Raw genomic sequence first — 18,265 nt, forward strand, 5'->3', positions numbered from 1 at the left:
CCATGGTATACTTAAGCCGTTTTCTCACCCCTGAAATACTGAGTCCGGAGAACATCTGAATATGCCCCGCGCAGGTTTTCTGCTCACCCGCCACTGGCGCGACAGCCCGCATGGCACCGAAATTATCCTCTGGCTCGCCACTGATGCCGGTGCGCAGCGCGTGGTGCTGCCCGTGCAGGAGTCTGTCGCGTTTATTCCCGAAGAATTTCAGGCGCAGGTCAGCGAGCTCCTCAAAGATGAACGTCAGTTTCGGATTCAGTCGCTGGCGCTGAAAGATTTCCGCCGCCGCCCGGTTTTTGGCCTCTACTGCCCGCAGCATCGTCAGCTGCAGCGCATTGAAAAACGGCTGCGTGAACAGGGCATTCCGGTGTATGAAGCGGATATTCGCCCGCCGGAGCGCTACCTGATGGAGCGTTTTATTACCGCGCCGGTCTGGTTTGAGGGCGAGCAGCGCGGTGATAGCGTGGTCAATGCGCGGCTCAAACCCCATCCCGACTATCGCCCGCCACTGAAGTGGGTCTCGCTGGATATTGAAACCACACAGCATGGCGAGCTCTACTGCATCGGGCTGGAGGGCTGCGGTCAGCGTCAGGTTTATATGCTCGGCCCGGCCAACGGTGATGCCAGCACGCTGGATTTCGAGCTGATCTATCTCGACAGCCGACCACAGCTGCTTGAAGCGCTGAACCAGTGGTTTGCAGATCACGATCCGGATGTGTTGATTGGCTGGAACGTGGTGCAGTTTGACCTGCGGGTGTTGCAAAAGCATGCCGATCGTTACGGCATTCCACTTCGTCTTGGTCGCCAGCAGGCCGCGCTGGAGTGGCGTGAACATGGCTTTAAGCCCGGCGTTTATTTTGCGCAGGCCAGCGGGCGGTTGATTATTGATGGCATTGACGCGCTGAAATCAGCGTTCTGGGATTTTCCCTCATTCAGCCTGGAGTCGGTATCGCAACAACTGCTGGGTGAAGGTAAAGCAATCGATAATCCCTGGCAGCGCATGGAGGAGATCAACTGGCGTTTTGCCAACGATAAACCGGCGCTGGCACGCTACAACCTCAAAGACTGCGAGCTGGTGACGCGCATTTTTCATAAAACGGCGATAATGCCGTTTCTGCTGGAACGCGCGGCGGTGAATGGCCTGGCAGTCGATCGCCACGGCGGTTCGGTGGCCGCCTTTGGTCATCTTTATATTCCCCGGATGCATCGCGCGGGATTTGTCGCACCGAACCTGGGTGATGTGGCGCCGGAAGCCAGTCCGGGCGGCTATGTGATGGATTCGCGCCCTGGTCTGTATGACTCGGTGCTGGTGCTGGATTATAAAAGTCTCTATCCGTCGATTATCCGCACCTTCCTGATCGACCCGGTGGGTCTGGTAGAAGGACTGGCTCATCCTGATGATGCCGATTCAATCGAAGGTTTTCGCGAAGCGCGTTTCTCCCGGCACACTCACTGCCTGCCTGCGATCGTCGAGCAGATCTGGCTGGGGCGTGAAGCGGCGAAAAAGCAGAAAAACCAGCCGCTGTCTCAGGCGCTAAAGATTATCATGAATGCCTTTTACGGTGTGCTGGGCACCAGCGCCTGCCGTTTCTTTGATCCGCGCCTCGCCTCCTCAATTACCCTGCGCGGTCACGCCATCATGCAGCAGACACGCGCGCTGATCGAGGCGGAAGGCTATGACGTGATCTATGGCGACACCGACTCCACTTTTGTCTGGCTGAAGTCCGCCCACAGTGAAGAGCAGGCCGCCGCGATTGGTCAGCAACTGGTGCAGAAAGTGAATGCCTGGTGGCGCGACCACCTGCAGCAGACCCACGGGCTGACCAGCGCACTCGAGCTGGAGTATGAAAATCATTTTTGTCGTTTTCTGATGCCGACCATTCGCGGCGCGGAACAGGGCAGCAAGAAACGCTATGCCGGACTGATTCGTGACGCCGCCGGTGAACGCATGGTTTTCAAGGGGCTGGAGTCGGTGCGAACGGACTGGACGCCACTGGCAAAAGCATTTCAGCAGCAGCTCTACCACCGTATCTTCCACCGTGAGCCGTGGCAGGATTACATTCGCACCACCGTCGCGCAGCTGCTGGCGGGTGAACTCGACGATCAGCTGATCTACAAAAAGCGTCTGCGACGTCCGTTAAAAGAATATGAACGAAACGTGCCCCCGCACGTGCGTGCCGCCAGGCTGGCGGATGAGCAGAATCGTAAATTAAACCGGCCATTGCAGTATCAGAATGGAGGCCGGATTCGTTACGTCATTGCCACGGCAGGCCCCGAGCCACTGGAGGCACGCAGTACGCCGCTGGATTACGACCACTACGTTACGAAGCAACTTCAACCGGTCGCGGAGGGGATTCTGCCCTTTGTCGAAGGGGACTTTGCTACACTTATTACCGGGCAACTGGGGCTTTTTTGACAGGTGACGAATGCCCTGCCATCCAGTACCATAGCGCCCTTCCTGAAACTCACCGCTCTTAAAGCCCGCTCCAGACCTTGTTGTCTGGTGGTAGCGCTATTGCCTGAGCTTTGGGAACACCTTTAAAAACGTTAAAATTCGAGCAAACAATATATGGTTTTTACATTAGGTCAGCGCTGGATTAGTGATACGGAAAGTGAACTGGGACTGGGCACCGTGGTGGCGATCGATACACGTATGATCACCCTGCTGTTCCCCGCTACGGGAGAAAACCGCCTTTACGCCCGCAACGATTCGCCGGTTACCCGCGTCATCTTTAATCCGGGTGATACCATCACCAGCCACGAAGGCTGGCAGATGCGCGTTGATGAAGTACGCAACGAAAATGACCTGATGACCTATATCGGTACCCGTCTGGATACCGAAGAAAGCGACGTGATGCTGCGCGAAGTGATGCTCGACAGCAAGCTGGTATTCAGTAAGCCGCAGGATCGTCTGTTTGCCGGCCAGCTCGACCGGATGGACCGTTTTGCCCTGCGCTTCCGCGCCCGTAAATACCAGAGTGAGCAATACCGCCTGCCGATTAGCGGCTTACGCGGTATGCGTACTAACCTGATCCCTCACCAGTTGCACATCGCCCATGATGTGGGCCGCCGCCATGCGCCGCGCGTGCTGCTGGCCGATGAAGTTGGCCTGGGTAAAACCATTGAAGCCGGGATGATCATCCAGCAGCAACTGCTGGCTGGCCGTGCCGAGCGCGTACTTATCGTGGTGCCTGAAACCCTGCAGCATCAATGGCTTGTTGAGATGCTGCGCCGCTTCAACCTGCGCTTTGCGCTGTTTGACGACGACCGCTACACCGAAGCGCAACACGACAGCGACAATCCGTTTGAAACTGAGCAGCTGATTATCTGCTCACTCGACTTCGTGCGTCGCAACAAACAGCGTCTTGAAATGCTGGCCGATGCCGAATGGGATCTGCTGGTGGTCGATGAAGCGCACCATCTGGCCTGGTCAGAAGGCGAGCCAAGCCGTGAATATCAGGTTATTGAACAGCTGGCTGAAAAAACTGCCGGGGTTCTGCTGCTGACCGCGACGCCAGAGCAGCTGGGCATGGAGAGTCACTTCGCCCGTCTGCGCCTGCTCGACCCGGACCGTTTCCATGACTTTGCCGCCTTTGTTGAAGAGCAGCAGCATTTCCGCCCCATCGCCGATGCCGTTACCGCGCTGCTGGCGGATAAAGCGATCTCCCAGGCGGAGATGAACCGGATCAACGATCTGGTCGGCGAGCAGGACATCGAGCCGCTGCTGCAGGTTGCCAACAGCGACCGCGAAGGCAAGCTGGAAGCGCGTCAGGAACTGATCTCCATGCTGATGGATCGCCACGGCACCAGCCGCGTGCTGTTCCGTAACACCCGTAATGGGGTTAAAGGCTTCCCGAAACGCGAACTGCATCAGATCCGCCTGCCGCTGCCTGCGCAGTATCAGACGGCAATTAAAGTCTCCGGCATTATGGGCGCGCGCAAAAGCGCAGAAGAGCGGGCGCGCGACCTGCTCTATCCGGAGCAGATTTATCAGGAATTTGAAGGCGACAGCGGCACCTGGTGGAACTTCGATCCGCGCGTGGAATGGCTGATGGGCTATCTCACCACTAACCGTAAAGAGAAAGTGCTGGTGATCTGCGCCAAAGCGGCCACCGCGCTGCAGCTGGAGCAGGTACTGCGCGAGCGCGAAGGTATTCGTGCAGCGGTGTTCCACGAAGGTCTGTCGATCATTGAACGTGACCGTGCTGCCGCCTGGTTCGCCTCAGAAGAGAATGGCGCGCAGGTGCTGTTGTGCTCTGAGATTGGTTCAGAAGGCCGTAATTTCCAGTTTGCCAGCCGTCTGGTGATGTTCGATCTGCCGTTTAACCCGGACCTGCTGGAGCAGCGTATAGGTCGTCTGGATCGTATCGGTCAGGCACACGATATTCAGATTCTGGTGCCGTGGCTGGAGCAGACCGCACAGGCCGTGCTGCTGCGCTGGTATCACGAAGGACTGGATGCGTTTGAACACACCTGTCCGACCGGCCGGACAATCTATGACAGCGTCCATTCGCAGCTCATCGGCTATCTGGCCGCACCGGAAAACAGCGAAGGCTTTGATGCCTTTATCACCGACTGCCGCAAACAGCATGACGCGCTGAAACTGCAGCTGGAACAGGGTCGCGATCGCCTGCTGGAGCTGAATTCAAACGGCGGTGAATCGGCTCAATTGCTGGCTAACGCTATCAGCGAGCAGGATAACGACACCGGCCTGGTGAACTTCGCGCTTAACCTGTTTGATATTGTCGGTATCAATCAGGAAGATCGCAGCGATAACCTCATTGTGCTGACCCCTTCCGATCACATGCTGGTGCCCGATTTCCCTGGCCTGCCGGAAGATGGCTGCACCATCACCTTTAACCGCGATCAGGCGCTGTCACGTGAAGATACTCAGTTCATTACCTGGGAGCATCCGCTGATTCGCAACGGACTGGATCTGATTCTGTCGGGCGACACCGGCAGCAGCGCCCTGTCACTGCTGAAGAACAAGGCGCTGCCGGTGGGGACGCTGCTGGTCGAGCTGATCTATGTGGTTGAAGCCCAGGCACCGAAGCATCTGCAACTGACCCGCTTCCTGCCGCCAACGCCAATCCGTCTGCTGATGGATACGAAAGGCACTAACCTGGCAGGCAAAGTGGAGTTCGAAAGCTTTAACCGTCAGTTGAATGCCGTTAACCGTCACACCGCCAGTAAACTGGTGAATGCGGTGCAGCAGGATGTCCATGCGATTCTGACTCAGGCCGAAGAGAGCGTCGTCAGCGAAGCGCGTGCCGTGATTGAGGCGGCACGGACCGAGGCGAATGAGAAGCTGGGTGCCGAGCTTTCGCGTCTTAACGCGCTGAAAGCCGTCAACCCGAACATCCGCGACGACGAAGTTGAGGCGCTGGAAAGCAATCGTGAACAGGTGCTGCAAAGTCTGGATGAGGCCAACTGGCGTCTTGACGCGCTGCGCCTGATTGTGGTGACACACCAGTAAGCTCAGGGGCCGCATGGCCCCTTATTTTTGGAAAGCCCCATGGAACCTTACAACCCACCGCGTGAACCCTGGCTGCACATCCTTTATCAGGATGCGCATATCATGGTGGTGAACAAACCCAGCGGTCTGCTCTCGGTACCCGGTCGTCTGGATGAGCACAAAGATAGCGTGATGACGCGGATACAGCGTGATTTCCCGCAGGCGGAATCTGTTCATCGACTGGACATGGCGACCAGTGGCGTGATGGTCGTGGCGCTGACCAAGGCGGCGGAGCGTGAGCTGAAACGACAATTCCGCGAGCGGGAGCCTTCCAAAACGTATGTGGCCTGCATCTGGGGTCATCCGGAGAAGGAAGAGGGGCTGGTTGATCTGCCGCTGATCTGCGACTGGCCAAATCGTCCAAAGCAGATGGTCTGCTTCGAGAACGGCAAAGCCGCACAGACAGAATATCAGGTGCTGGAGTATCGGGCGGACAACAGTACGCGGATTTCGCTTAAGCCGATTACTGGCCGCTCACACCAGCTAAGGGTGCATATGCTGGCGCTGGGCCACCCGATTCTGGGGGACAACTTCTATGCACATCCGGAGGCCAAAGCGATGGCGCCCCGTTTACTGCTGCATGCGGAGTCACTCACCATTACCCATCCGGCATTTGGTAATGCCATGACGTTTCGTCAGCCCGCCGACTTTTAAGGTTTACGGCAGGACTGTCGCCGTGGCCTCCTCTGTTGCAGAAGAGGCCACAGGAGCGACGCATTACTTGAAGCCTTTCTCTTTGCGAATCAGATCGTAAGCCGCCTGGATTTCCTGCGCTTTCTGCTTCGCCATCTCCATCATCTCTGGCGGTAACCCTTTCGCCACCAGCTTATCAGGATGATGCTCACTCATGAGCTTGCGGTAAGCACGTTTAATCGTGGTGGCGTCATCACTGCTCTTCACGCCCAAAACGCTACAGGCATCTTCCAGCGTTGGACCACGTTGCGCCTGCTGAAAGCCGCCTGAACTGCGCTGCCCGCCGCCAAACTGCTGGCCGCCCTCCATCATGCGCAGGAACTGATCGAACTGACCACGCGAAATGCCCAGCTCTTCGGCAATCACGTAGAGTACCTGTCGCTCATTGGGGTGCAGTGAGCCGTCGGCAAAGGCGGCCTGGATCTGAATCTCCAGGAACATCCGAATCAGGTCGAACCGGCCAAAACAGGCGCTGCGCAGTTCTCGCAGCTTGCTGCGCAACGGGTAATCCGCCTGCTTACCTTCGCGGAACGCCCGCTGAGCAGCCGTGCGTGAGTCACCGTGCAGCTGCATCCGCTCCATGAGCAGCGAAGCAATCTGGATATCCGCTTCCGTAACCCGCCCTTTTGACTTGGTCAGATGGCCCATCACCTGAAAGGTGGTGCTGAAAAACAGCGTCTGCCGGGTCTGATTATTTGAGAAGTAAGCCTTGCCTTGTGCGCCACGTACTTTGTCAATCATATGGCCAATGATCAAACCGACCACAATACCCCAAAAGCCTGCGCCGGAAAGTAATCCCACCGCCAGACCCATAACTTTTCCCCAGTAGCGCATAAACTCCTCAATTCGCCATGCTTGCGGCTGAAAATTGCATTATCATACCTGTCATTTATCTCAGCGCCTAACGGCAACGCTGACAGACCAGGATTAACACTGGCGCAACGCCGGGCAGTAAGTTAGTCTCTGACCCGATTGTCGGCATGATGCCAGTTTTCATGGAATTCTCGATACCGCGTATGAAAAAACATATACCTACCCTGCTGGCCACACTGATCGGCGCAGCCATTAGCCAGCAAGCCTTTGCCGACGATTTGATGTCGCAGTGTATGTTAGGCGTGCCGAGTTATAACCGCCCGCTGGTCAACGGTGATACCAACCAGCTGCCTGTCACTATTCACTCCGACGCCGCCAAAGGGAACTATCCCAATGATGCGGTCTTTACCGGCAATGTGAATATTGAGCAGGGCAACAGCCGTATGCAGGCGGATGAAGTTCAGCTTCATCAGCGTCAGCAGGAAGGCCAGACGGCGCCAGTGCGTACCGTCGATGCCCTGGGTAATGTGCACTACGATGACAACCAGGTCATCCTGAAAGGTCCGAAAGCCTGGTCAAACCTCAACAGCAAAGATACCAACGTCTGGAACGGTGATTATCAGATGGTGGATCGTCAGGGACGCGGCACCGCCGACCAGATGAAGCTGCGCGGCGATAACCGCTACACCATTCTGGAGAACGGCACCTTTACGTCCTGTCTGCCCGGTTCCAACAGCTGGAGCGTGGTCGGTTCACAAGTCATCCAGGATCGCGAAGAGGAAGTGGCGGAGATCTGGAACGCCCGCTTTAAGCTGGGTCCGGTTCCGGTGTTCTACAGTCCCTATCTGCAGTTACCGATTGGCGATCGTCGTCGATCCGGTTTCCTGATCCCGAATGCAAAATTTGGCAGCAACAACGGCTTTGAGTTCGTGCTGCCTTATTACTGGAACATTGCGCCGCAGGCCGATGCGACCATCACGCCGCACTACATCAGTAAGCGCGGCATGAAATTTGAAAACGAATTCCGTTATCTGACGACGCTGGGTGCCGGCCTGGTAGAATTCGACTACCTTGGCTCCGATAAACAGTACGATAACGACAAAGCACTTCGTGGCATCGCCGAGGATTCCAGCTCCGACCGCTGGTTGTTCTACTGGCAGCATGCCGGTGTCTATGAACAGCACTGGCGTTTCAACGCCAACTACACCAAAGTCAGCGATCAGTATTACTTCAACGATCTCGACTCGAAGTACTACAGCTCCACCGACAACTACGCCACGCAGAAATTCAGCGTTGGTTATGCGGACACCAACTGGGACGCCACACTCTCGGCCAAAGATTTCCAGGTGTTTGGCAGTACCACCAGCAATAACGTCTACCGCGCCATGCCGCAGCTGGATGTTAACCTTTATCAGAATGATATCGGGCCGTTTGATGGCCGGGTTTATGCTCAGGCGGTGAAATTCACCAACGTCAACAGTCGTCTTCCTGAAGCGACCCGTTTACACGTTGAGCCAACCCTGAACCTGCCGCTCTCCAACGGCTGGGCCAGCCTGGATACCGAAGCGAAGTTCCTGGCGACCCACTATCAGCAGACTGACGTTGATTATTATAACAATACGGCCAATGGCTTCAGAGGAAGCAATAGCGGCGAACTGGATGAATCGGTAAACCGCACCCTGCCGCAGTTTAAAGTGGATGGCCGGCTGGTGTTTGACCGCGATATGGACTCCGCAGTGGGTTATACCCAGACGCTGGAACCACGCGTGCAGTATCTTTATATCCCTTACCGCGACCAAAGCAATATCTATCCGTACGACTCTACGCTGCTGCAAACCGACTACACCGGTCTGTTCCGCGATCGTACCTATAGCGGCCTGGATCGCATCGCTTCAGCCAATGAAGTGGCAACCGGTGTTACCTCGCGTATTTATGATAACGATCTGGTTGAACGTTTTAACGTTTCTGTGGGTCAAATCTACTCGTTTACCCCTTCTCGTACTGGTGTGAATCAAACCAATAAAGAAGATGATACCGGCAGTCTGATTTGGGCTGGCGATACATACTGGAAAATCAGCGATCGCTGGGGTGTTCGGGGCGGGCTGCAATATGACACCAAACTCGACAACGTCTCCCAGGGCAATACTGTTCTGGAGTACCGTCGTGATGCCGACCGTATGGTGCAGTTGAGCTACCGCTACAGCAGCCCGGAATATATCGCGGCAGCGTTAAATGACAGCAACCTGGTGACCAATCCTATCTACAAAAATGGGATTTCACAGGTGGGCACCACGGCCAGCTGGCCGATTGCCGATGCATGGTCTGTGGTAGGTGCTTACTACTACGATACCCGCAACAAGCGTCCGGCGTCGCAGCTGGTTGGCCTGCAATACAGCTCATGCTGTTACGCTCTCCGGGTCGGTTACGAGCGCAAAATTAACGGTTGGGAAAACGACGACAGTAAGTACGACAACCAAATCTCATTCAACATTGAGCTGCGTGGTCTGAGTCCTAACTATGGCTTAGGCACCAACGATATGCTGCGTCAGGGCATTATCCCTTACCAGCCTGCTTTCTGATGTTGTGATGTTTGACAGGCAATCCCGCAGTGCGGAACCAACAATGGATAAAGTATGAAGAACTGGAGAATGCTGATTCTTGGTGTGGCAATCAGTGCTAACACCGCGTTCGCAGCACCACAAGTCGTTGATAAAGTTGCAGCCGTGGTCAATAACGGCGTGGTTCTTGAGAGTGACGTGGATGGCATGATGAGCACCGTTAAATCTCAGGCCCAGCAGGCTGGTCAGCAGTTGCCGGATGATAAAACGTTGCGCCATCAGATTCTGGAACGTCAGATCATGGATAACATCATTCTGCAGATGGGTGATAAAGCCGGGGTTCAGATCAGCGATGAGCAGCTGGACCAGGCGATTCAGAACATCGCGGCGCAGAATAAGATGAGCCTTGATCAGCTGCGCAGCCGTCTGGCTTATGACGGCATGAACTACAGCGTTTATCGTTCTCAGATTCGTAAAGAGATGACCATTGCTGAAGTGCGCAACAACGAAGTGCGTCGTCGCATCACGATTCTGCCGCAGGAAGTCGATACGCTGGCGAAACAGATTGGCTCTCAGAACAGTCAGGGCACCGAACTGAACGTCAGCCATATTCTGCTGCCACTGCCGGAAAACCCGACACAACAGCAGGTTGATGAGCAGGAAACGCTGGCGAAACAGCTGGTTGGCGAACTGAAAAATGGCGCTGACTTCGGCAAAATGGCCGTGACCTACTCTGCCGATTCGCAGGCGCTGAAAGGCGGCAACATGGGCTGGGGTAAAATCGAAGAGTTACCGACCCTGTTTGCTCAGGCCCTGTCGAGCGCCAAAAAAGGCGATATCGTCGGTCCGATTCGCTCGGGTGTGGGCTTCCACATCCTGAAAGTGAACGATCTGCGTGGCGAGAACAAAAATGTCTCAGTCACTGAAGTTCATTCACGTCACATTCTGCTGAAGCCATCGCCAATCCTGACAGATGAGCAGGCACGCGCACAGCTGGAGCAGATTGCTAACGATATCCGCAGTGGTAAAACCACCTTCGCGGCGGCGGCTAAGCAGTACTCTGATGATCCGGGTTCAGCGAACCAGGGCGGCGATCTTGGCTGGACCTCTCCGGAAGTCTTTGATCCGGCCTTCCGTGACGCGCTGCTGCGCCTGAAAAAAGGCCAGACCAGCCAGCCGGTTCACTCCTCTTTCGGCTGGCATCTGATTCAGTTGCTGGATACCCGTCAGGTGGACAAAACCGATGCGGCCCAGAAAGAGCGTGCTTACCGTATGCTGTTTAACCGTAAGTTTGCGGAAGAAGCACAGACCTGGATGCAGGAACAACGTGCCAGCGCCTACGTGAAGATTCTGGATGGCAATGCGCAGTAATCCCCGTGTGGTGATCACGCCCGGCGAACCTGCCGGGATTGGTCCCGATCTCACCGTTCAGCTGGCTCAGCACTCCTGGCCGGTTGAACTGGTCGTCTGCGCCTCGCCTGCCCTGTTGCAGCAGCGTGCGGCGCAACTCGGTTTACCGCTGACCCTGCGTCCCTATCAGCCTGGCGTGGCCGCTGAGCCACAGCAGGCGGGAACGCTGACCATCCTGCCAGTCGAAACGGCCGCGACGGTCACGCCCGGCGAGCTTTGCGTCGCCAACAGTGACTATGTGCTGGCCACGCTGGCGCGCGCCTGTGACGGTTGTCTCGACGGTGAATTCGCGGCCCTGATTACCGGTCCGGTGCATAAAGGCGTCATTAATGATGCCGGCATCGCCTTTACTGGCCATACTGAATTCTTCGCCGATCGCGCAGGTGGGCATCGGGTCGTCATGATGCTGGCGACAGAGCAGCTACGCGTCGCGCTGGCTACTACCCATCTGCCGCTGAAAGATGTCCCCGCTGCGGTGACCCGCGACTGTCTGCATGAAGTGATCACGATTCTTCATCGTGATCTGCAGCAGAAGTTTGCCATTGCCGAGCCGCATATCTACGTCTGTGGTCTTAACCCTCATGCGGGGGAAAGCGGCCACATGGGTCGGGAAGAGATTGAGACCATCACACCAGCACTTAATGAACTGCGTCAGCAGGGCATTAAACTGACCGGCCCGCTGCCTGCGGATACCCTTTTCCAGCCTAAATATCTGCAACATGCCGATGCGGTGCTGGCGATGTATCACGACCAGGGTCTGCCGGTACTCAAATTTCAGGGGTTTGGCCGGGCGGTAAATATCACCCTGGGCCTGCCCTTTATCCGGACTTCAGTTGACCACGGCACCGCGCTTGAACTCGCCGGTCTGGGTCAGGCTGAACCGGGCAGCTTCATCACGGCGCTTAACCTCGCCATCACTATGATCAAGAGCAGTAATGAATAATCGCGTCCATCAGGGGCACTACGCCCGTAAACGTTTCGGGCAGAACTTCCTGAACGATCAGTACATTATCGACAGCATTGTCTCCGCCATCCATCCGCAGCGCGATGAAGCGCTGGTAGAGATCGGCCCAGGCCTGGGTGCCTTGACCGAGCCAGTAGGCGAACGCCTCGATAAATTAACGGTGATAGAACTGGACCGCGATCTCGCTGCGCGTCTGGAAACGCATCCGTTCCTTGGCCCGAAACTGACTATCTTCCAGCAGGATGCCATGACGTTCGACTTCGCCGCACTGGCGCAGGAGAGAGGCCAGCCGCTGCGGGTATTTGGTAACCTGCCATACAATATTTCGACCCCGCTGATGTTCCACCTTTTCAGCTATACTGGTTCGATCAAAGATATGCACTTCATGCTGCAGAAAGAGGTGGTTAATCGTCTGGTCGCCGGTCCGGGTAATAAAACCTACGGTCGTCTGACGGTAATGGCGCAGTACTACTGCCAGATCATTCCGGTGCTGGAAGTGCCTCCGCACTCCTTTACGCCGCCACCGAAAGTGGACTCTGCCGTGGTGCGTCTGGTGCCGTATGCCGAGCCGCCGTATCCGGTCAGCGATGTGCGTATTTTGAGCCGTATTACCACTGAAGCGTTCGGCCAGCGTCGTAAAACGCTGCGCAACAGCCTGAGCCACATGGTGGCTGCCGGCGCGCTGGAGGAGTTATCCATAGATCCAACCCTGCGTGCCGAGAACGTCTCCGTCGCGCAATATTGTCAGCTGGCGAACTGGCTGGCGAATCATCAGGGAAAATCGCAGGAGTAAGTCATGAGTGAAACGGCCCGCGTCTCCGTCCATGTGCAAAGCCAGTACGTTGCCTCACAATCCTCACCGGATGATGATCGTTACGTCTTCGCCTATACCATTACGATTCGCAATCTGGGCCGTTCCTCAGTGCAACTGCTGGGACGTTACTGGCTGATTACCAACGGTAACGGCCGCGAAACGGAAGTTCAGGGCGAAGGCGTGGTGGGTGAACAACCGCTTATCGCGCCAGGCAATGAGTTTCAGTACACCAGCGGAGCCGTGATCGAAACACCGATGGGCACCATGCAGGGACACTATGTGATGGTCGACGAACAGGGTGACACCTTCCATGTCGAGATCCCGGTGTTCCGCCTCGCCATTCAGACCCACATTCATTAATTCATACGCTTTTTGCCCGTTTAGTCGGGCAGCTTCCTGATGGATAAAACCTTATGAGCACATACCTGATTGGCGACGTTCACGGTTGCTACGACGAATTACGTGCCTTGCTGCAACAGGTTGATTTCAATCCTGAGCAGGATACCCTGTGGCTGACCGGCGACTTAGTGGCGCGGGGTCCGGGCTCACTTGAGGTTCTGCGCTATGTAAAATCGCTGGGCGACGCAGTGCGTCTGGTGCTGGGCAATCACGATTTACATCTGCTGGCGGTCTACGCTGGAATCAGCCGTAATAAGCCCAAAGATCGCCTGACACCGTTGCTGGAAGCGGACGATGCGGATGAGCTGATCAACTGGCTGCGTCGTCAGCCGCTGTTACAGGTTGATGAAGAGAAAAAGCTGGTGATGGGACACGCCGGTATCACACCGCAATGGGATATCGAGACCGCGAAAAAGTGCGCGCGTGAAGTCGAAGCGGTACTTGCCAGCGACAGTTATCCGCTGTTTCTGGATGCGATGTATGGCGACATGCCAAATAACTGGAGTGAAGATCTGACTGGTCTGGCACGTCTGCGCTTCAGCACCAACGCGCTGACCCGCATGCGTTACTGCTTTCCCAATGGTCAGCTGGATATGATCTGCAAAGATGCCCCTGAATCTGCCCTTCCTCCGCTAAAACCCTGGTTTAACATTGCAGGTCCGGTCGCACGTGACTACACCATTGTGTTCGGTCACTGGGCCTCGCTGGAAGGCAAAGGGACGCCTGAGGGAATCATCGGTCTGGATACCGGTTGCTGCTGGGGCGGAACGCTGACGCTGCTGCACTGGGAAACGCAGCGCTATATGGTGCAGCCCTCCAATCGCGAAAAAGCGCTGGCCTCCAGCGAAAGTCTGGCACCGCCCGCGCTATAACGGCGATGCTGGCCGGCAAGGCCAGCATCCTCTCTTATGCGCCGATAATGCCGCCATCTTCGCGGGTGATCATGATCACTGACGACCGGGGACGCGGACTGTTATCGGGAAAGTGCGAGTCACCCTCTTCGCCGGGATGCTGCACATTGACGAACAGCGTTTTGTAATCTGGCGTGAAGGTGATGCCCGTCAGCTCGCACGATTTGGGGCCAACCATGAACCGGCGGATCTCCCCACTATCCGGATCCCCCACCAGCATCTGATTGTTCCCCTGCCCCTGATAATCCTCTTTGTTACTGTACTTGCCATCGGTCAGGATCCATAACCGCCCGTGCGCATCAAACCCCAGACCATCGGGACTGTTAAAGGTGTTTTCAGCGGTGATGTTAGGTGTACCGCGATAGATCCCTTCAGGATGCGCGATCGGATTGCCGCACAACGCATAGATATCCCACTCAAACGCCTGCGCCGTGGCATCGCCCTTTTCATCCCAGCGAATAATCTGGCCGTAGATATTTTTAGGACGCGGATTCGCCGCATTAACCGGCATGCCTTCATTGCCACGTTTGTTATTGTTGGTCAGCGTACAGTAAGCACGACCATCATGCGGGTTAACAGCAATCCACTCCGGCCGGTCCATCCGCGTGGCGTTAACTACATCAGCCGCCGCACGCGCATTAATCAGAATATCGGCCTGACTGTTAAACCCCTTTTCAGCGGTGAGTCCATTTTCACCCCACTTCAGCGCCAGCCAGCGGCCGGTGCCTTTCAGCGGCGTGCCCTGCGCATCGCTATTGAACTGCGCCACATAGAGCGTGCCTTTATCCAGCAGTCCGTGATTGGCTTTGGCATCATCCGGGATGACTTTGTCGTCTGAGACATATTTATAGATATACTCGCCGCGCTCATCGTCGCCCATGTAAACCACCAGCTGACCGGTTTTAGCGACCGTAACGGCGGCATTTTCGTGCTTGAAGCGCCCCATTGCAGTGCGTTTTACCGGCACGGAGTGAGGATCAAAGGGATCGATTTCGACAATCCAGCCGTGGCGGTTAAATTCATTGGGGTTTTTGGCGATGTCGAAACGGGGATCAAAGTCGGCCCAGTTACGCTCTGGCTCGGCGGCATTCAGGGTATAGCGCTTTTGCTGCGGCGTTGGCGTAAAGTCCGCCTGATGGGTACCAAAGTAGGTGTCGTAGTTCTCTTCACAGGTGAGATAAGTTCCCCACGGCGTTTTACCGTTGGCGCAGTTGCCAAAAGTGCCCAGGACATGCATTCCCTGTGGATCGGCGGCGGTCTGCAGCGCTTTATCGCCCGCTGCCGGGCCGGAAAAGCGCATCGGAGTATTGGCGGTAATACGGCGGTTGAACTCAGAAGGACGCACCACCTGCCAGCGATTGTCCTCACCCCGTTTGACTTCAACGATGGAGATGCCGTGCGCCGCCTGCGACTTTTTCACATCTTCCAGGCTGGTCGCTTTGCTGCCGCCGTGGGCGAACAGCGTCGGCTCATTCACATATTCATTGTTGATCGCCATGACGCCACGCTGGTCATTAATGGCGAAGAAGCTCATACCGTCGTTGTTGTCACCGAACTGCTTTTCCTGATCTTCCGCGCTGTTATTGCCGTGCGGATCAAATGCGACTGCGCCATTCACCAGCGGATCTCCCCAGGAGATCAGCACGTCTGCGCGATAGCCGGGGGCCACCACAATCTCATCGGCGGTGGATGCGGCAATCCCCTGAAAGCCCAGCAATGGGCTTCCCGCTGGCTTCTCCTGCGCCAGTGCGCTTCCTGAGATTGTGAGGCCGCCGCTGAGAAAGCCGGTCAGCCCGAGAGCGCCGGAACCGGCAATGAATTTACGACGCAGAGGATCACGCAGACGGTCAGTGCTTAATGCGGAGAGTTCGGTTTTCATTATTAATTGCTTCCTTCATGAAGATCCCAGAAAAGAAGCAATGCTAATGAACAGAGATGACAGCCAGGTTACAGTCTGGCAAAGGGAGGATCAGCGACGACGGTCGAGGATCTCAAAGCAGTAGCTGTGGGAGTTCTGCTCGTCAGCATCGTGAAACTCGCTGAACGTAGACTGCCACTCATCCGGCTCGTAATCCGGGAACTGTGTATCACCTTCAACTTCTGCATCAATGTGCGTCAGATAGAGACGATCGGCGCGCTTCAGCATCTGCTCATAGACGCGTCCACCGCCAATCACCATGATCTCTTCAGCATCACCGGCTGCCTGTATCGCCTCATCCAGTGAGGTGACCCAGGTGACGCCTTCCGTGGTGCCCGGCTGACTGCTGACCACGATGTTCAGCCGGCCAGGTAACGGACGACCAATAGATTCAAAGGTCAGTCGACCCATAATGACCGGTTTCTTCAGCGTATTGCGTTTGAACCACGCCAGATCTGCAGGCAGGTCCCACGGCATGGCGTTCTCCATTCCAATAATGCGATCTGCTGCTAATGCCGCGATAAGACTAATCATGTTAACCACTCACTGAAAAAATTGGCGCCATGATACGTAAAGGTGAAACTTTCGTCGATAGGGGAAAAGGTCTATTTGCGTAAAGCTTTTCATGATGCCGCTTTTCATGCCCTGTGCAGCGTTTTTCACCGCGTAATCGCGTCAGTTTGCCGCAGCTCGCCAGCGACAGGCCTCAGGCTGGCACAAAAAGCGTGCGCAAAAGGAAACGGCTCCCGGAGGAGCCGTAAAGCCTGGTCTGGCTAGCGGTAAGATCGGTGCAGCACAGGGAACGCAGTCAGATCGGAAAGACGCAAAAGCTGTTATCCATGACCGCTCGGCCCGCGCGATTACGCACCTCATCCCTGAGGTGCGCCCGTATACGGGCCAACGCTTTGCGTTGTTCAAAAACGCTCCCGGCGTTTTTTTCCATGGCGCGGGACGCTTTCCTCCTCTGCCTGTGCTCCCTGCCCGTTAAGATCGTTTATCGCTGCAAGCCTGATTAAGGCTCGTCAGGATGATCAGAAGTCGTAGCGCAGACGCACCAGATTCATATCACCCAGGTTATCGGTGCTGGAGGTGAAGACATGTTCGTAGTCAACACGGAAACCGTAGTCGAGGAACAGCACCACACCCAGACCGTTGTCGATGCGCTGGTAATCACGACCGGTCATGACCTCAATGCGATCACCCATAACATAAGGCTGAACCGCTTTCAGACCATACTGCCCCACCGGGATTTTGTAACCGGCGAAATATTCAACGCCCCACGCATCGCCAGCAAAGTAGTTACGCGCGTCTTTGCGTTTGGTCGTCATGAAGTTCTGATACCAGCCACCACCGGCTGACAGCGTCCAGTTGCCTGGTGTCCAGCTTAATGCAGAGCCGTAAATGTTCTGATCGTAATCGCGGCTGTCGCCATTGTTCGGGTTACGCATCGCCGCGCGCGTGTAGTTCCACGCCGTGCCCCAGCTCAGTTCATCAGAGATATGGTAATCCACGCCCAGCGAGCCGCCGCCTTTGCGCTTATAGCGCAGGCCATTGCCTGGCAGATATTCGTTATCGTCGAACAGATAAGAGGCGTAAATATCCGCATCGCCGAAGGTGTTTTTATATTTCAGCTGCTTGCGTGAACGGTAAGATCCGTCGTAGTCACCGTTGATTCCGTTGCCCGGTGCCTGGCCGATCATGTCGTAATCCCAGATATCGGTCTTGGCGCCCACAGTGTCATAATACACGCTGTTCTGCTGACCAAAGGTAAGCTGACCCCAGGTTTTGCTTTTCAGACCGGTGTAGAGCTGGCGACGCGTGGTGTTATTGGCACCGTCAGCATAGTGGCGATCCCAGCCGAAAACTGCCGGGACGTTAACGCCCAGCTCGTAATAGCTGATCCAGCTTACGTCATCAAACAGGTAATAGTCAGCACCGAAACGGAAACGGGTGCCGCCATCAAAACCGTCACGCTTGTAAGATTTGTCATCCACGCCGGTCTGATGATTGAACTGAGCACGAATGCTGCCGCCAACCTTAAAATTAAGACGGCTAAGCGGATCGCCCGCCTGCGGATCCTGCTTTAACAACGTCACTTCCGCCTGGCTGGCGAAAGGAAGAATAGCCATCAGTGCAGCCACTGCACTCAGAGAAAAAGTACGCATTTTCATTTTTTAATTATGTCCTGATACGCTCCAGTGATGAGCGGCAGGCATAGTACTGGCGAAAAATCCGTACAGGAAGTGTTTATATTATAAATTTGTGCGAAC

At 55.8% G+C, this 18,265-nt stretch carries 13 protein-coding genes; 9 read left to right on the forward strand and 4 right to left on the reverse strand.

Annotated features, from left to right (window positions below):
- The first annotated feature begins 55 nt into the window (after positions 1 to 55).
- From polB to rluA, 3 genes are all read left to right on the forward strand, one after another.
- Positions 56 to 2,416 carry a DNA polymerase II gene (polB, locus tag Q7C21_RS05530; protein WP_085980562.1) on the forward strand — a complete coding sequence of 787 codons (2,361 nt, stop codon included), beginning with the start codon at positions 56 to 58 and terminating at the stop codon, positions 2,414 to 2,416.
- Between the two features lie 153 nt (positions 2,417 to 2,569).
- Positions 2,570 to 5,476, forward strand: coding sequence for an RNA polymerase-associated protein RapA (rapA, locus tag Q7C21_RS05535; protein WP_003854794.1), 2,907 nt, complete (start codon positions 2,570 to 2,572; stop codon positions 5,474 to 5,476).
- A 39-nt stretch (positions 5,477 to 5,515) separates the two neighbouring features.
- A complete protein-coding gene (gene rluA / locus Q7C21_RS05540; protein WP_003854796.1) occupies positions 5,516 to 6,169 on the forward strand; it encodes a bifunctional tRNA pseudouridine(32) synthase/23S rRNA pseudouridine(746) synthase RluA in 654 nt (217 codons plus the stop codon).
- Positions 6,170 to 6,232: 63 nt separating this feature from the next.
- On the opposite strand, the gene djlA is transcribed toward rluA, so the two are convergent.
- Positions 6,233 to 7,042: a co-chaperone DjlA gene (djlA, locus tag Q7C21_RS05545; protein ID WP_375150489.1), complete on the reverse strand. Its 810-nt coding sequence runs from the start codon at positions 7,040 to 7,042 to the stop codon at positions 6,233 to 6,235.
- A 182-nt stretch (positions 7,043 to 7,224) separates the two neighbouring features.
- On the opposite strand from djlA, the gene lptD reads away from it, so the two are divergent.
- The 6 genes from lptD to apaH are packed head-to-tail and all read left to right on the forward strand — an operon-like array spanning position 7,225 to position 14,038.
- Positions 7,225 to 9,600: an LPS assembly protein LptD gene (gene lptD, locus Q7C21_RS05550; RefSeq protein WP_050540837.1), complete on the forward strand. Its 2,376-nt coding sequence runs from the start codon at positions 7,225 to 7,227 to the stop codon at positions 9,598 to 9,600.
- A gap of 54 nt (positions 9,601 to 9,654) precedes the next feature.
- Positions 9,655 to 10,950 carry a peptidylprolyl isomerase SurA gene (surA, locus tag Q7C21_RS05555; RefSeq protein ID WP_003854801.1) on the forward strand — a complete coding sequence of 432 codons (1,296 nt, stop codon included), beginning with the start codon at positions 9,655 to 9,657 and terminating at the stop codon, positions 10,948 to 10,950.
- Positions 10,940 to 11,932 carry a 4-hydroxythreonine-4-phosphate dehydrogenase PdxA gene (gene pdxA / locus Q7C21_RS05560; protein WP_003854802.1) on the forward strand — a complete coding sequence of 331 codons (993 nt, stop codon included), beginning with the start codon at positions 10,940 to 10,942 and terminating at the stop codon, positions 11,930 to 11,932. Before surA ends, pdxA begins: the two co-directional genes overlap by 11 nt.
- Positions 11,925 to 12,746, forward strand: a complete 822-nt coding sequence (rsmA, locus tag Q7C21_RS05565; RefSeq protein WP_003854805.1) for a 16S rRNA (adenine(1518)-N(6)/adenine(1519)-N(6))-dimethyltransferase RsmA — start codon at positions 11,925 to 11,927, stop codon at positions 12,744 to 12,746. Before pdxA ends, rsmA begins: the two co-directional genes overlap by 8 nt.
- A 3-nt stretch (positions 12,747 to 12,749) precedes the next feature.
- Complete coding sequence (apaG, locus tag Q7C21_RS05570) at positions 12,750 to 13,127, forward strand: Co2+/Mg2+ efflux protein ApaG (protein WP_003854807.1); 378 nt, start codon at positions 12,750 to 12,752, stop codon at positions 13,125 to 13,127.
- A gap of 53 nt (positions 13,128 to 13,180) precedes the next feature.
- Entirely contained in the window at positions 13,181 to 14,038 is an 858-nt protein-coding gene (apaH, locus tag Q7C21_RS05575) for a bis(5'-nucleosyl)-tetraphosphatase (symmetrical) ApaH (RefSeq protein ID WP_008925561.1), read from the forward strand.
- 34 nt (positions 14,039 to 14,072) lie between these two features.
- Here apaH and Q7C21_RS05580 read toward each other — a convergent pair whose 3' ends face one another.
- The 3 genes from Q7C21_RS05580 to Q7C21_RS05590 form a co-directional block, all read right to left on the reverse strand.
- Entirely contained in the window at positions 14,073 to 15,956 is a 1,884-nt protein-coding gene (locus Q7C21_RS05580) for a PhoX family phosphatase (RefSeq protein WP_375150490.1), read from the reverse strand.
- A gap of 90 nt (positions 15,957 to 16,046) precedes the next feature.
- Positions 16,047 to 16,529 (reverse strand): type 3 dihydrofolate reductase, encoded by a 483-nt coding sequence (gene folA, locus Q7C21_RS05585; RefSeq protein WP_033763249.1) that lies wholly within the window; start codon positions 16,527 to 16,529, stop codon positions 16,047 to 16,049.
- Between the two features lie 497 nt (positions 16,530 to 17,026).
- The gene (locus tag Q7C21_RS05590) at positions 17,027 to 18,166 is read right to left on the reverse strand and encodes a porin (protein ID WP_039658801.1); all 1,140 of its coding nucleotides are present in this window, start codon (positions 18,164 to 18,166) and stop codon (positions 17,027 to 17,029) included.
- Between the last annotated feature and the right edge of the window lie 99 nt (positions 18,167 to 18,265).

Origin of the sequence: Pantoea sp. ANP04 (genome assembly GCF_041982285.1) — a bacterium.
GTDB lineage: Bacteria > Pseudomonadota > Gammaproteobacteria > Enterobacterales > Enterobacteriaceae > Pantoea > Pantoea eucalypti.

Bases quoted from the DNA above. Each gene is read 5' to 3' on its own strand.
- djlA (WP_375150489.1), bottom strand. From the start codon at position 7,042: ATGCGCTACTGGGGAAAAGTTATGGGTCTGGCGGTGGGATTACTTTCC.
- pdxA (WP_003854802.1), top strand. From the start codon at position 10,940: ATGCGCAGTAATCCCCGTGTGGTGATCACGCCCGGCGAACCTGCCGGG.
- apaH (WP_008925561.1), top strand. From the start codon at position 13,181: ATGAGCACATACCTGATTGGCGACGTTCACGGTTGCTACGACGAATTA.
- Q7C21_RS05580 (WP_375150490.1), bottom strand. From the start codon at position 15,956: ATGAAAACCGAACTCTCCGCATTAAGCACTGACCGTCTGCGTGATCCT.
- rluA (WP_003854796.1), top strand. From the start codon at position 5,516: ATGGAACCTTACAACCCACCGCGTGAACCCTGGCTGCACATCCTTTAT.
- rsmA (WP_003854805.1), top strand. From the start codon at position 11,925: ATGAATAATCGCGTCCATCAGGGGCACTACGCCCGTAAACGTTTCGGG.
- lptD (WP_050540837.1), top strand. From the start codon at position 7,225: ATGAAAAAACATATACCTACCCTGCTGGCCACACTGATCGGCGCAGCC.
- rapA (WP_003854794.1), top strand. From the start codon at position 2,570: ATGGTTTTTACATTAGGTCAGCGCTGGATTAGTGATACGGAAAGTGAA.
- surA (WP_003854801.1), top strand. From the start codon at position 9,655: ATGAAGAACTGGAGAATGCTGATTCTTGGTGTGGCAATCAGTGCTAAC.
- folA (WP_033763249.1), bottom strand. From the start codon at position 16,529: ATGATTAGTCTTATCGCGGCATTAGCAGCAGATCGCATTATTGGAATG.
- apaG (WP_003854807.1), top strand. From the start codon at position 12,750: ATGAGTGAAACGGCCCGCGTCTCCGTCCATGTGCAAAGCCAGTACGTT.
- Q7C21_RS05590 (WP_039658801.1), bottom strand. From the start codon at position 18,166: ATGAAAATGCGTACTTTTTCTCTGAGTGCAGTGGCTGCACTGATGGCT.